Below are 12589 nucleotides of genomic sequence, written 5' to 3'. Positions count from 1 at the left end.
CCCGATGCTCCCCGCTGCCCGCCACGCGCGCGGTTTCACCCTGCTGGAACTGGTGGTGGTGCTGGCGCTGATCGGCGTGATTCTGGGCTTTGCGCGGCTGTCGCTGGGCGACGGCGGCGCCGCGGCGCGCCTGGAGCACGACGCCCGCACGCTGGCGGCGGCGCTGCGCCTGGCGCAGGAAGAAGCCGTGCTCGACGAGCGCGAGTTCGGCCTGCGGCTCGGCGCGGATGGCTATGCGTTCATGCGGCTTGTCGATCGGCGCTGGCAGCCGCTCAAGGATGCGCAGGCGCTGCGGCCGCGGCGCGTGGACGGTGAACGGCGGCTGACGTTGCGTATCGACGGTCAGGCGGTGCCGCTGCCAGACGCGCTGCAACAGGTGGACCGTCCGCAGGTGTTCCTGCTGTCCAGCGGCGAGGCGACGCCGTTTTGCGTGGCCGTCGCCGACCGCCGCGAGCGCGCCTGGCGGGTGTGCATGGCGAGCGACGGGGCGGTCGATGTCGCGCCGCCGGAGCGCGGCTGATGCGCGGCTTCACCCTGCTCGAAGTGCTGATCGCGCTGCTGGTGGTGTCGGTCACGCTGGCGGCCGCGAACGCCGCCATCGGCGGCACGGCGGCGCGCCAACGCGGACTGGAAGACCGCACCTTCGCTACCTGGGCCGCGCACAGCGCGCTCGCACAGTTGCGCCTGGACGGCTTTGCCGGGGAGAGCACCCAACTTGAGCGCACCGAGGCCGGCCGGCGCCTGCGGGTGAGCGTGACGGTGGAACCCGGCGACGACGTGCGGCAGGCGACGCTGACCGTGCGCCCGGCCGACGGCCCGGATCAGAGCAACGAAGTGCTCGCCACGGTGAGCGGTTTTTTGCCGCTGCCGGTTAAGGACGAGCCGGTGCCGTTTGCGCCGATGCCGGACGCCGCACCGGACGCGCCCGATGGCGCTGCGCCCGACAGCGCGCCGCCGCCGGAGCTGGCCCCGTGATTGCGCGCAGCCGCGGCTTCACGCTGCTGGAACTGCTGGTGGCGCTCGCCGTGTTCGCGGTGCTGGCGACACTCGCCTACGGCAGCCTCGGGCGATTGCTCGAAGCGCGCGACACGCTCGCCGCGCGCGCCGAGGCACTCGGCCGCCTGCAGCGCGTGCAGGCGCTGCTGGCGCGCGACTGCGGGGCGCTCGTGCAGCGGCCGGTGCGGGACGAGCTTGGCGATCCCGAGCCCGCGCTGCGCCGCGCGCCGGACGGCAGCCTCGAACTCACCCACGGCGCCTTTGCGAATCCTCTCGACCAGCCGCGGGCACAGGTGCAGCGCGTGCGCTGGCAGGTACGCGATGGCGTGCTGTACCGCGACGCCTGGCCGGTGCTGGACCGCGTGCCCGGCAGCCGACCACACGCGCAGCGGATGCTGGACGGCGTGCGGCGTTTCACGGTCGGCATCGAGGTTGGCACTGGGGGCGACAGTGGGGCCGGCACCGACAGCCGGGCCGTCAGCGTGCAGCTCGACGCGCCGCCGTTCGGCGCCGTCGAGTGGCTGTTTCTGGTGCCGGAGGACGCGTGAGCAGGTCTGCCCACACCCAGCGCGGCGTGGCGCTGCTGCTGGCGCTGCTGCTGACGGCGCTGGTCACCGTGCTGGCGGTGGCGGTGGCCGGCAGCGAGAGCTTTGCCATGCACCGCAGCGGCAATTTGCTGCGCCGGGCGCAGGTGGATGGGTATCTGTCGGGAGCCGAGATCGTCGCCGCCGAGCGCCTGCGGCCGCTGCTGCGCAATGCCGAGCAGCCGACGCCGGTCAAGATCGACCTGCCGTGGACGTTCAAGCCCGCGGGGCGCGCCACGCTCGGCGACGCGCAGGGCTGTTTCAACCTCAACGCCCTGTCGCCGCAGGCGGGCGACATTGCGCTCGCCGAGCAGCGCTTCCGGCGCCTGCTGGACCTGCTGGATCTGCCGGCCGACATCGCCGACCAGCTACTCGACTGGCTGGACGAGGACAGCGAGGCCCGCTTCGCCGGCGCCGAGGACGACGCCTACAGCCGTCGCAAGCCGCCCATGCGCGCCGCCAACGCGCCGCTGGCGGATGTGTCCGAGCTGCGCCTGCTGCCGGCGGCGGACGCCAAGGCCTACGCGGCGCTCGCGCCCGTGGTGTGCGCGCTGCCACCGGATGCGCCGCTCAACATCAACAGCGCGCCGCCGCTACTGCTGATGGCGCTGGTGGACGGCTTGCGGCAGGGACCGGCGCAGCAACTCGCGACTCGGGCGGCGCAGATGCCGTTTGCGAGCGTGGATGCGTTCCTCGCCGACAGCGCGCTCAGCGGCACACTGGTCGATGCGAGCGGCCTGACAGTGCGTTCGGCCTGGTTCACGCTGCGCGCCGAGGTGACGCTCGACGGCCTCACGCGCCAGCGCGACAGCCTGCTGCAAGCCCACGACGGCGCGCTGCGCGTGCGGCGCCGTCACGACGAGAGGATTGGCTGATGACGGCGCTTGCGGTGCGCTGGGATGGCGCGGACGCCTTTGACTGGCGCGACGGCGACGCGGTGCGGCAGGGCGACGCGGCCGCGCTGGCGCGGGCGGCGGGTGCGGTGCCGCTCTCCGTGCTGCTGGCGGCGCCGCAGGCGTGGGTGGGCGGGCAGATGCTGCCGCGCGTCGCCGGCCGGCGGCTCGCGCAGGTGGCGGCCTTCGCCATCGAGGACCAGCTGGCCGGTGAACTCGACGCTATGCAGGTGGCGGTTGGGCGCCGCGCCGGCGATGGAGTAACCGAATTTGCCGTGATGAACCGCGCCGCACTGGCCGACGCGCTCACACACCTGCGTAACGGTGGCCTGAACGTCGCGAGCCTGACACCGCTCGCCGCGGTGCTGCCGGGCGATGCTGCCACCGTGCTCGCCGAACCCGACTGGCTCACCGCGCGCCTGGGCGGCGAGGCCAGCCTGTGCGGGCCGGCGGCGGACGTGCTGCCGCTGCTCGCGGCGCTGGCGCCGGCGGGCCTCGACTGGTGGCAGACGCCGGGCGGTGCAACCCCGCCGCTTGAGCTGCCCGCAACCGTCCGCAGCGTGCCGGCGGTTGAGGCGCTGCGCCTGGCGGAGGCGGGCGTCGGAATCGACCTGCTACAGGGCGATTTCGCGCCCCCGCGCCCGGCCGGCGACTGGCGGCGCTGGCGACTTGCCGTTGGCCTCGCGGCGCTTTGGTTCGCGCTGCTGCTCGCCGGCGGGCTGATCGAAAGCCGCCGGCTGGACCAGCAGAACGCCGCCCTGCGGCAGGCATTGAACGCCGAGTTCACGCGCCTGTTCCCGGAAGAGGGTCGCCCGGTCAGCCTGCGCGCGCAGGCGCAGCGCCGCCTGGCGCTGCTGGAGCGCGGCGCCCGTGGCGGCGGTGCAGTGCTACCGCTGCTGACCGTGGCGGCGGCTGCATTGCCGGCGGGGCAGGCGTTGACCGGGCTCGATTACAAGGAGGGCCGCCTGACGCTCGATCTCGCACTGCCCGACCTGCCGGCCGTCGAGACGCTGCGCACGGCGCTCGCGGCGCAGGCCGGCGTGCGCGCCGAGTTGCCGGTGGCGGTGGCGGAAGGTGGCGTGGTGCGCACGCGCGTGGTGCTGCAAGCGCAGGAGCGTCGATGAGCGCGGTGGACAACCTCAAGGCCGGCTGGCGCCAGCGCTCGGCGCGCGAACGGCGTCTGCTGCTGCTGGCCGGCGGCGTGCTGATCGCGCTCGCCGGCCATGCGCTCGTGTGGTCGCCCTGGCAGGCGGCGCGGACGCGGCGTGCTGCGGACAACGCGCGCCTTGCGGCGGATCTCGCCTGGCTGCGCGGCCTTGCGCCGCAGGTGGACGCGCTGCGCGCGAGCCAGGGCAGCAGCGCACCGCAAGACGGCGCGCTGCCGGTGCGGATAGACGCCAGCCTGCGTGCGGCCGGCCTTGGCGAGCACCTGCAACGGCTCGAACCCGCCGCCGACGGCAGCGTGCGGCTGTGGCTTGACGACGCGCCGTTCGACGCGCTGGTTGGGTGGCTCGGCGCGCTGGCGCAGCAAGGTCTCGAAGCACGCACGCTCGGCATCGGGAGTGGCGCGAGCGCCGGCCGGGTCGATGCGCAGCTGCTGCTCGCGCAATAGCGATTGCGCCGCCCGTACGGCGGACGCTGCTGGTGCAGGCGCTGCCCGTTCGCGCGGGTGCTGTCGGCCCCGCGCCGACGCGGCCTTAGCCGAAAGTCCGCTCGTACGGAAAATCGCTGCCGAGTCTCGCGAGCCCGGCCTTGGCCCAGGCATCGATGTGCGCCTGCTGGGCGGGCGACAGCATCTCGCCTGAATTGCCCCGGCGGCCGCTGCGGATCATCTGCCCGCCGGGGCGGGCGAAGGGCGACACCTCGCCCGGGTAGAACTTGTGGTCGATGGCCTTCATGTGCTCGAACGAGCACAGCTCGCGCACACGCTCGATTTCGGCGTCCGTGAGCGTCACACCCATCAGGTCGGCCACCCGGCGGATGGTGCCGGTGGGGTCGTCCTGCAGGTCGTTGTAGGTGAGAAACAGCACGTTCGGCCGCTGGCGCCAGGCCCAGTAGCCGGCGGTGAACTCGTACCAGGGGTGGAACACCGCGTCCTCGGACGTGCAATGGCGCACCCAGGTGTCGACCGACGGGATCAGGCTGCCGAGCAGCATGGAGCCGAAGAAGTGATAGCCGGACACGATCACTTCCTTCGGGTCGCGCACCACGCAGATGTACCTGGCCTTGTCGTTGTAGGGCACGAACTGGGCGCGGGCGTGGGTCTTGATGACGCGAAGGCCCGAGCGCGAGCGCTGCTGCGGGCGCGGGTCGTTGAGCCAGACGGTGGTTTCCTGATCCGGGCAGTCCACCCACGGCACCACGTCCAGGATGTCCTCGAACTGCCCCTCGCCGTGCTCGGCGACCTGATAAGCAGTGTGCATGGCCCAGTTGGTGCCGCTCTTGAAGTACGAGCACACGAACACGTCGTGCCCGGTCGGCGTGTAGCCGGCAAAGGCCTTGTCGATGGCGGTGTCGAACATGCCGACCATCGGCTTGAAGAAGCGCCGGAACAGCGGGTACTCGAAGCCCAGCACCTTTGAGAGGTCGAATACCCGCCGCAGCAGCCAGGTGACCGGCCGCATCCGTCCGCGCAGGCGCGCCATGTTGGCGAGCGTGCGCCGGCGGCGCTCGGTGACGTCGGCGAATTCATAGCCGGGCGGGGCGGTGGTCGCCATCGATCGGTCTCCCTGTGTGTGCTTGCAGCTCAGGCGGGTGATGTGGCGATCAGCGCATCGAGTTCGGCCTTCAGACGCGGCAGGATCTGGTCGTAGCCGAAGGCGCCCAGCAGCTCGCCGCGGCGCTTGAAGTTGACCTGCTTCGGCCCGCACCACAGACCGAGGTCCGCGTCGTCCGTCTCGCCGGGGCCGTTCACGCGGCAGCCCATCACGGCGATGGTCAGGTGGTGGTCCTTGGCGTACGCGGTCAGCTCGCGCACCTGCTCGGCAAGGTCCACGAAGGCCTCGTTCTGCACCCGCGAGCAGCTCGGGCAGGAAATGATGTTGAGCCCCTTGCCGAAGTCCACCACCGAGCGCACGCGCCCGGCGGCGATGTCGGCGAGGATCTGCTGGCCGGCGGCGACTTCCTCGGCCTTGCGCGGGTTCGGCAGCGTCAGCGACACGCGGATGGTGTCGCCGATGCCGGCGCCGATGAGCTGCTCGAACGCAATGCGCGTCTTGATGATGCCGTCCGGCGGCAGGCCCGCTTCCGTCACCCCAAGATGCAGCGGCACGTCCGGGCGCTGGGCGGCGAAGCGCTTGTTCAGCTCCACCACCTTGGCCGGGTCGGAGTCCTTCAGCGACACGCAGTAGCGGGTGAAGCCGAGGCTGTCCAGCAGCTCGCAGTGCTCGAAGGCGCCGACCAGCATGGGCGAGACGGAATCGTCCGGCGCGAACTGCGCCGCCCGCTCCGGGTCCAGCGAGCCGGCGTTCACGCCCACGCGCAGCGCGCAGTCGTGCCGGGCGGCGATGTCGGCCAGATACCGCACCTTGTCCTGCCAGGGCTTGTGCTTCTCGTGGTGGTAGAGGTGGCCCGGGTTGTAGCGAATCTTGTCCACGTGCGGCGCCACCCGCTCGGCCATGCGGTAGTTCTCTTGCAGGTCCACGGACAGGTTGGCCTGCGTCTGCGCGCGGATGGCGGCCAGCGCGTCGGCGTCCTTCGGCGTATCGACGGCGATGCGCACCACGCCCGCACCGGCGGCAGCGAGGTCGTTCGCCTGCGCCACCGTGGCGGCGACGTCCTGCGTCTTGGTAGCGCACATGCTCTGCACGGCGATCGGGTGATCGGCGCCGATGGTGATGCTGCCGATGCGGACGGGGCGGGTGGGATAGCGGGCTATCGGCATGGCGGATTCGCGGGGGCGTGTCGGGGCGGCCAGTATACTGACCGGCGTTCACCGCCCCAGGAGCGCGCGTGCTCTACCGCTACCTCGCCGACAGTGCCGAGCACCGACGCGACTACATCGGCGTGGTGCCGCACAGCGCCGCGCTGGGGCTGGAAATCACGGCGGCGGATCTGAACCGCTGCGTGCTGCGCCTGCCGTTTCGGGCGGAACTCGCCGACCACCACGGCGGGCTTGCCAATGGCCCGGTGACGGCGTTGCTCGACAACGCCGGCGGCGTCGCCACGTTCTGCGCGCTGCACGCGCCGACCGACTACTCCACGCTCAGTCTGCGGGTCGAGTTCATCACCGCGCCGGCGGCCGGCGCCGACGTGTACGCGCGCGTCGAGTGCGTACGCGTGGTCGGCCGGCAGGCACACATCCGCGGCGTGGCGGACTGCGGCGGGCCGGACGCGCCGGGCGAGCCGTTCGCCACCGTGGCCGGGGTGTTCTTTCTGAAACCCGATGGCAAGCCGCTGCGCGACTTCGGGGCCCTGGGCAATGTCTGAGCGCGACGCGGCGCTGGCCGCCCTGCCCTACGCCGCCTACCTCGGCCTGCGGATGGACGACAGCGGCGCACTGTGGCTGCCGTTTCGGGCGGACCTGGTCGGCAACTACCACATCGGTGCCCTGCACGGCGGCGTGGTGGCGGCGGCGCTCGAATGCGCCGCCCTTGTTTGGCTGCGCCGCGAAACCGCGGCCGCGCCGCGCACCATCGACTTCACCATCGACTATCTGCGCCCGGCCGTGTCGCGCGACCTGCACCTCACCGTCACGCCCATCCGCGTTGGCCGCGCCGTGGCCACGGTGCGGGTCGAAGCCTGGCAGACGGACCCCGAGCGGCCGGTGGCAGCGGGGCATGGGAACTTCGGATTGAATGGCGGGTGACGGGGCAATGATTTTCGCGATCCATTCGGCCCGAGGGCGGGCCTCCCACAGCACAGTCTGATGCTGCGCGCGGTCATCTTCGACTTCGACGGCGTCGTCGCCGAGCGCGGATTTCGCGGCGCGCTGAAGGCGCTCGCGCAGCGGCGCGGCCTCGACTACCCGCCCCTGCCGGGGCTGGCGTTCCAGGCGTTGGTAGACAGCGGTTACGTCACCGGCCGCGGCGCCGAAGCGGACTGGTGGCGCTGCCTCGAAGCCGCGCTCGGGCCGCTCGGCGATTGCGCGCGCTTTCGCGCCGACGTGCTGGCGCTGTCCGAGGTGCGGCCGTGGCAACTCACGCTTGCCGCGGAGCTTGCGCGCGCCGGGTACGCCACGGCGGTGCTGTCCGACCACACCGACTGGCTCGACGACATCGAATCCGCCCAGCCCTTCGCCCACGCCTTCGGGCGGGTGTTCAACAGCTACTACCTTGGCGCCTGCAAGCGCGAGGCGGCGGCCTTCGCGGCGGTGGCCGATGCCATCGGCGTCGACCCGGCGCAGGCGGTGTTCATCGACGACAACCCGGACAACGTGGCCCGCGCCATGGCGCTCGGCATGACGGGCGTCGTCTACCGCGAACGGGCGGCGTTCCTGCGCGATCTCGGCGCCGCGCTCGGCCGGCCGGTCGGGGCGGTTGACTGAACGCGGTCGAGCGCGGCGAGTTCCGCCGCCGTCGCCGCGCGCCACTGGCCCGGCGCAAGCTCACCGAGCCGCAGCGGACCGATGGCCACGCGGATCAGGCGCAGCGTGGGGAGGTTCACGGCCGCCGTCATGCGCCGCACCTGCCGGTTGCGGCCCTCGGTGATCGTGAGTTCAATCCAGGCGGTTGGAATCAGCCGGCGCTCGCGGATGGGCGGCACGCGCGGCCACAGCCAGGCGGGCTCGGGCACCACGCGCGCCTGCGCCGGGCGGGTGGGACCGTCGTTCAGCACCACGCCGCGGCGCAGCGCGTCGAGCGCGGCCTCGTCCGGCATGCCTTCAACCTGGGCGAGATAGGTTTTCGGCAGCTTGAAGGCGGGATCGGCGATGCGCTGCTGCAAGCGCCCGTCGCCTGTCAGCAGCAACAGGCCCTCCGAGTCGCGGTCCAAGCGGCCGGCCGGGTACAGGCCGGGCAGCGGCAGCAGCTCGGCGAGCGTCGCCCGGCCGGCCGCGTCCGTGAACTGGCACAGCACGTCGTAAGGTTTGTTCAACAGCACCAGACGCGGCGCGGCCGCAGGAGTGGACGAATGCGACATGGGCTACGGGCACTGGCGTTCGCGGCGCCGCTGGCGGGACTGGTGCAGGCGGCGCCGCTGCGCAGCACGCTGGATGATCAGAAGGCGCTCGCCGTCACCGTCTACAACGGCGACCTCGCGCTGGTGAAGGATACGCGCGAGCTGACGCTGCCATCCGGCGAAAGCGTGCTGGAGCTGCGCGACGTGAGCGCGCAGATTCGGCCCGAAACCGCACTGCTGCGGGTGGCGAAGGGCAACCCGATCGCGCTGCTGGAACAGAACTTCGACTTTGATCTCCTCACGCCCGCCAAGCTGCTGGAGAAATACATTGGCCGCGAGGTGCGCGTGGTGCGCACCCACCCCACGACGGGCGCCGACAGCACCGAGACGGCCCGCGTGCTCGCCGCGGGCGAGGGCGTGGTGCTGAAGATCGGCGATCGCATCGAGACCGGCCTGCCGGGGCGCCTGGTGTTCGACGCCGTGCCGGACAACCTGCGCGACCGGCCGACGCTGGCGGTGACCGTCAACGGCGACGGCGCCGGACAGCGGGCATTGGAGCTGTCCTACCTCACCGGCGGCCTGACGTGGCAAGCCGATTACGTGGCCGAACTGGCGGCAAACGAAAAGGAGCTCGCCCTATCCGGCTGGGTGACGCTGACCAACCGCAGCGGCACCGCGTATCGCAACGCCCGCCTGCAACTGGTGGCCGGCGACGTGAACCGCGTGCAGCCGGCCCTGCAGCGCGACGTGATGGCGGCCGAGATGATGGCCAAGGCCGACGCCGGCGCCATGCGCGAGGAGTCCCTGCTCGATTACCACCTCTACACACTCGGCCGGCCGACCACGCTCGCCGACCAGCAGACCAAGCAGGTGGCGCTGCTCGCGGCGCCGGCCGTGCAGGTGCACAAGGAATATCGCCTCAGCGGCGCCGAGTACTACTACGGCGCGCAGATCGGCGAAGTCGACACCCCGCACAAGGTGGCCGTGCTGCTGCACGTCGACAACCGCAAGGCGGCCGGGCTCGGCCTGCCGCTGCCGGCCGGCGTGGTGCGCGTCTACCAGCGCGACTCGGCCGGCGGCGCGCAGTTCGTCGGCGAGGACCGCATCGACCACACGCCGCAGAACGAAACCGCGCGCATCAAGCTCGGCGACGCCTTTGACGTGACCGCCCGGCGCACGCAGACCGCCTTCAAGGTGCTGACGGTCGACACGGACCAGCGCCCGCAGTTCGAGAGCGCCTGGCGCCTCGACCTCAAGAACGCCCGCAAGACGCCGGTGACCGTGACCGTGGACGAGCCCATCCCCGGCGACTGGACCCTCATCGACAGCTCCCACCCGCACAAGAAGGCCGCCGCGCACACCGCCCGCTGGCGCGTGACAGTCCCCGCCGGCGGCGGTCAAACGCTCACCTACCGCGTGCGGGTGAAAATCTGACCGGTCGCCTCACAGGAGTGTGCTGCTGATGATTCGTTCTCTGCTGTTTGTCGCCGCGGCACTCGCCGCGGCCCCTGCCCTTGCCGACCTGACCGCCGTCTACGCCATGGCGGGCGGCGAGCAACTGCGCGTCGAGTACCGCGACGCCGGCAACTTTCGCATCGGCACCGACGCCGAGAACTACCAGCTCATGCTGAACGGGCGCCTGTACGCCGTGGCGCAAGGGCAGGTGATCGACGTCGAGAACGTCTCGCGGCAGATCCGCGCCGTGGGCGCCGACACCTTCCTCGCCGGCCTGCTCGGCGACGCCACCTCGGACGTGCCGACGGATGTCACCGTGCGCCCGCTCGGCCGGCAGGAAACCGTCGCCGGCTACACCGGCGCGGTGTACGAGGCGGTGGCGCGCACCTCGAACGGCGAGCAGCGCGCCGAGATGGTCGTCACCGACAACCCGGATCTGAAGGCCGTGCAGGACGCGCTGATGAAGGTGGCCAAGGACGCCGTGGCGGCGGTCGGCGCCGAATCGAGCGCCTACGCCCGCCCGCTGGAACAGGTGGAACAGCAGCGCCTGGGCGGCCTGCTGCGCTACGGCGAGGACCTGCGCCTGGTGTCGCTGGGCCACGAGCCCATCCCGGCGGGGCGAATTCAGCTTCCGTAACCCTCACGCCGGCCGTGTGGCGGGACACGGATTTGCGCGTCGCGCAAGCATTTGGCATGTGCGAATCTTGGCGAAGCCGCCCTGACCCATGGGCGGCACGATAAAGACACAGCCAGGAGGAGAACCATGCGCTTCATCATCTGCGGCGCCGGCGGTCTGGGCTCGGTCATCGGCGGCATGCTGGCGCGCGCCGGCGAGGACGTGACGCTGGTCGGCCGGCCCCGCCACATGGACGCCATCAAGGCCAGCGGCCTGCACATCACCGGCATCTACGGCGACTTCGTGGTGCGCGAGCACCTCACCTGCGTGACGCACCCCGACCAGGCGCCGGGCGAGTTCGACCTCATGATCCTGCTCACCAAGGGCAAGGACACCGAAACCGCGCTCGCCGAGGCCGCCTCGCTCAAGGACCGCGTGCGCATGGTCTGCTCGTTCCAGAACGGCATCGGCAAGGAAGAGCGCCTGCGCGACTGGGCCGGGCGCGACAAGGTGATCGGCGCGTCCACCATCGAGGGCGGCGTGCTGCTCGAACCCGGCCACGTGATGGCCGGCCTCACCACGCCCACCACCGCCTACTTTGGCGAACTTGACGGTGGCGTCACGCCGCGCATCGAGGCCGTCGTGGCGGCGTTCCAGAACGCCGGCTTCGGCACCAAGGCCATGCAGAACATCCGCCAGGTGCTGTGGGAAAAGCTGATGCAGATCGGCACCGCGTCCGGCTGGTCGGTGAGCACGCTCGGCCTGCCGCTGACCTTCCCGGACGGCCTGGAAGTGCGCGCCGGCGCGGTCAACTACATCCTGCTGGCGCGCGATTTCCTCAAGGTCTACAAGGCCATGGGCTACGCGCCGCAGAACTTCTACGCGCCGATGGGCCAGTTCCGCGAGTACGACAGCCTGCCCTTCGACGACGCGGTCGACCTGATGATGCAACTCGGCGTGCGCTTTCGGCAGCGCATGCAGGCCAGCGGCGAGACCGAGGGCCGCACCTCCATGCACCAGGACCTGCACCGCCGGCGCAAGATGGAAGTCGACATCATCCTCAAGCCGTATCTGGACAAGGCGGCGGAACTGGGCGTCGACGTACCGGTGCTGCAGTACGTGTACGGCGTGGCCAAGGTGCAGGATTCGGGGCTGGCGGATTGAGGGTCTGCCGGCCGCGTCGCGGCGTGCGCGGCTGCGAGTCGTCGCCTTGAAAAAATCCGGCTTTTCGTAGCGCCGCTACGATTGAGCCAACTTTATCCGTCCCATCAACAGCCACGAACCGATGACAAACGGCACACGGTGAGCTAGATTGCCAAGCGTGAAACCTTTCCGCTGGGGTGCCGAGAAAAATGCCGAGTTGCAGGCCGAACGTGGCATCAGCTTCGAGCAAGTCGTCGTAGCTGTGGAGGCCGGCGGCCTGCTCGATGTGGTGACCCACCCGAACCCGGCCAGATACCCCAACCAGCGGGTAATGGTGGTCGCCTGGGACGGCTACGCCTACCTGGTTCCGTTTGTCGAGGAAGGCGACCATTACTTCCTCAAGACCGTCATCCCGAGTCGCAAGGCGACACGCGACTTTCTGAACAAGGGTGAGCCCGATGTCGAATGACGCTCAGTACGAAGAAGAACTGCTGGCCGCCTACGAGGCCGGCAAGCTCAAGTCCGTTGCCACCCGGGGCGAGCTCTCGAAGCTACGCGCCGCGGCGCGGGCAACCGCCATCAAGGATCGGCGTGTCAACATCCGCCTGTCGGCCGGCGACCTGCAGGACATCCAGGTGCGGGCGCTGGAAGAAGGCATGCCGTACCAAACGCTCATCGCCAGCGTCCTGCACAAATACGTCACCGGCCGGCTCGAAGAACGCAAGGCCCCTGCGAGCGGCAGGGCACGTAGCCCGCGTAAGCCGGAATAGCGCAGCGTATTCCGCCCTCCGTGTTCGAGACAAAGTACCCGAAAGACAACACGGAACGCGGATCGCGATCCGCCC

The 12589-nt window shown here is 70.9% G+C and carries 17 protein-coding genes; 14 read left to right on the top strand and 3 right to left on the bottom strand.

Features of this window, described 5'->3' with window-relative positions:
* Window positions 1-4: 4 nt before the first annotated feature.
* The 6 genes from gspH to gspM are packed head-to-tail and all read left to right on the top strand — an operon-like array spanning window position 5 to window position 4085.
* The gene (gene gspH / locus AB7F93_RS03795; protein WP_428301553.1) at window positions 5-520 is read left to right on the top strand and encodes a type II secretion system minor pseudopilin GspH; all 516 of its coding nucleotides are present in this window, start codon (window positions 5-7) and stop codon (window positions 518-520) included.
* A complete protein-coding gene (gene gspI, locus AB7F93_RS03790; RefSeq protein WP_428301552.1) occupies window positions 520-975 on the top strand; it encodes a type II secretion system minor pseudopilin GspI in 456 nt (151 codons plus the stop codon). The genes gspH and gspI overlap by 1 nt, the downstream gene beginning before the upstream one ends.
* On the top strand, window positions 972-1544 hold the full coding sequence (gene gspJ, locus AB7F93_RS03785; RefSeq protein WP_428301551.1) for a type II secretion system minor pseudopilin GspJ: 573 nt from the start codon (window positions 972-974) through the stop codon (window positions 1542-1544). Before gspI ends, gspJ begins: the two co-directional genes overlap by 4 nt.
* Window positions 1541-2455 (top strand): type II secretion system minor pseudopilin GspK, encoded by a 915-nt coding sequence (gspK, locus tag AB7F93_RS03780; RefSeq protein ID WP_428301550.1) that lies wholly within the window; start codon window positions 1541-1543, stop codon window positions 2453-2455. Before gspJ ends, gspK begins: the two co-directional genes overlap by 4 nt.
* Window positions 2455-3597, top strand: coding sequence for a type II secretion system protein GspL (gene gspL / locus AB7F93_RS03775; RefSeq protein ID WP_428301549.1), 1143 nt, complete (start codon window positions 2455-2457; stop codon window positions 3595-3597). Before gspK ends, gspL begins: the two co-directional genes overlap by 1 nt.
* Window positions 3594-4085 carry a type II secretion system protein GspM gene (gene gspM, locus AB7F93_RS03770; RefSeq protein WP_428301548.1) on the top strand — a complete coding sequence of 164 codons (492 nt, stop codon included), beginning with the start codon at window positions 3594-3596 and terminating at the stop codon, window positions 4083-4085. Before gspL ends, gspM begins: the two co-directional genes overlap by 4 nt.
* A gap of 85 nt (window positions 4086-4170) precedes the next feature.
* Here the strand turns inward: gspM and AB7F93_RS03765 are convergent, their stop codons facing one another.
* A complete protein-coding gene (locus AB7F93_RS03765) occupies window positions 4171-5190 on the bottom strand; it encodes a sulfotransferase domain-containing protein (protein WP_428301547.1) in 1020 nt (339 codons plus the stop codon).
* A 29-nt stretch (window positions 5191-5219) separates the two neighbouring features.
* A complete protein-coding gene (ispG, locus tag AB7F93_RS03760; protein WP_428301546.1) occupies window positions 5220-6356 on the bottom strand; it encodes a (E)-4-hydroxy-3-methylbut-2-enyl-diphosphate synthase in 1137 nt (378 codons plus the stop codon).
* A 68-nt stretch (window positions 6357-6424) separates the two neighbouring features.
* On the opposite strand from ispG, the gene AB7F93_RS03755 reads away from it, so the two are divergent.
* Genes AB7F93_RS03755 through AB7F93_RS03745 form a run of 3 tightly spaced genes read left to right on the top strand, consistent with a single transcriptional unit; the run spans window position 6425 to window position 7958 of the window.
* Window positions 6425-6901, top strand: a complete 477-nt coding sequence (locus AB7F93_RS03755) for a PaaI family thioesterase (RefSeq protein WP_428301545.1) — start codon at window positions 6425-6427, stop codon at window positions 6899-6901.
* Window positions 6894-7280: a PaaI family thioesterase gene (locus tag AB7F93_RS03750; protein ID WP_428301544.1), complete on the top strand. Its 387-nt coding sequence runs from the start codon at window positions 6894-6896 to the stop codon at window positions 7278-7280. Before AB7F93_RS03755 ends, AB7F93_RS03750 begins: the two co-directional genes overlap by 8 nt.
* 60 nt (window positions 7281-7340) lie before the next feature.
* The gene (locus AB7F93_RS03745) at window positions 7341-7958 is read left to right on the top strand and encodes an HAD-IA family hydrolase (RefSeq protein WP_428301543.1); all 618 of its coding nucleotides are present in this window, start codon (window positions 7341-7343) and stop codon (window positions 7956-7958) included.
* Here the strand turns inward: AB7F93_RS03745 and AB7F93_RS03740 are convergent.
* A complete protein-coding gene (locus AB7F93_RS03740) occupies window positions 7886-8551 on the bottom strand; it encodes a pseudouridine synthase (protein ID WP_428301542.1) in 666 nt (221 codons plus the stop codon). The two genes, AB7F93_RS03745 and AB7F93_RS03740, sit on opposite strands and share 73 nt — an antisense overlap.
* Here AB7F93_RS03740 and AB7F93_RS03735 point away from each other — a divergent pair.
* From AB7F93_RS03735 to AB7F93_RS03715, 5 genes are all read left to right on the top strand, one after another.
* Window positions 8543-9964, top strand: a complete 1422-nt coding sequence (locus AB7F93_RS03735; RefSeq protein ID WP_428301541.1) for a DUF4139 domain-containing protein — start codon at window positions 8543-8545, stop codon at window positions 9962-9964. The genes AB7F93_RS03740 and AB7F93_RS03735 overlap by 9 nt on opposite strands.
* A 28-nt stretch (window positions 9965-9992) precedes the next feature.
* Window positions 9993-10622 (top strand): hypothetical protein, encoded by a 630-nt coding sequence (locus tag AB7F93_RS03730; RefSeq protein WP_428301540.1) that lies wholly within the window; start codon window positions 9993-9995, stop codon window positions 10620-10622.
* A 126-nt stretch (window positions 10623-10748) separates the two neighbouring features.
* On the top strand, window positions 10749-11765 hold the full coding sequence (locus tag AB7F93_RS03725) for a ketopantoate reductase family protein (protein WP_428301539.1): 1017 nt from the start codon (window positions 10749-10751) through the stop codon (window positions 11763-11765).
* Between the two features lie 157 nt (window positions 11766-11922).
* The gene (locus tag AB7F93_RS03720; protein WP_428301538.1) at window positions 11923-12213 is read left to right on the top strand and encodes a BrnT family toxin; all 291 of its coding nucleotides are present in this window, start codon (window positions 11923-11925) and stop codon (window positions 12211-12213) included.
* On the top strand, window positions 12203-12514 hold the full coding sequence (locus tag AB7F93_RS03715) for a hypothetical protein (protein ID WP_428301537.1): 312 nt from the start codon (window positions 12203-12205) through the stop codon (window positions 12512-12514). Before AB7F93_RS03720 ends, AB7F93_RS03715 begins: the two co-directional genes overlap by 11 nt.
* The last annotated feature ends 75 nt before the right edge of the window (window positions 12515-12589 follow it).

This window comes from Immundisolibacter sp. (assembly GCF_050250495.1).
In the GTDB taxonomy this organism is placed as follows: domain Bacteria; phylum Pseudomonadota; class Gammaproteobacteria; order Immundisolibacterales; family Immundisolibacteraceae; genus Immundisolibacter.
This window is presented reverse-complemented; position numbering and strand designations above follow the sequence as displayed.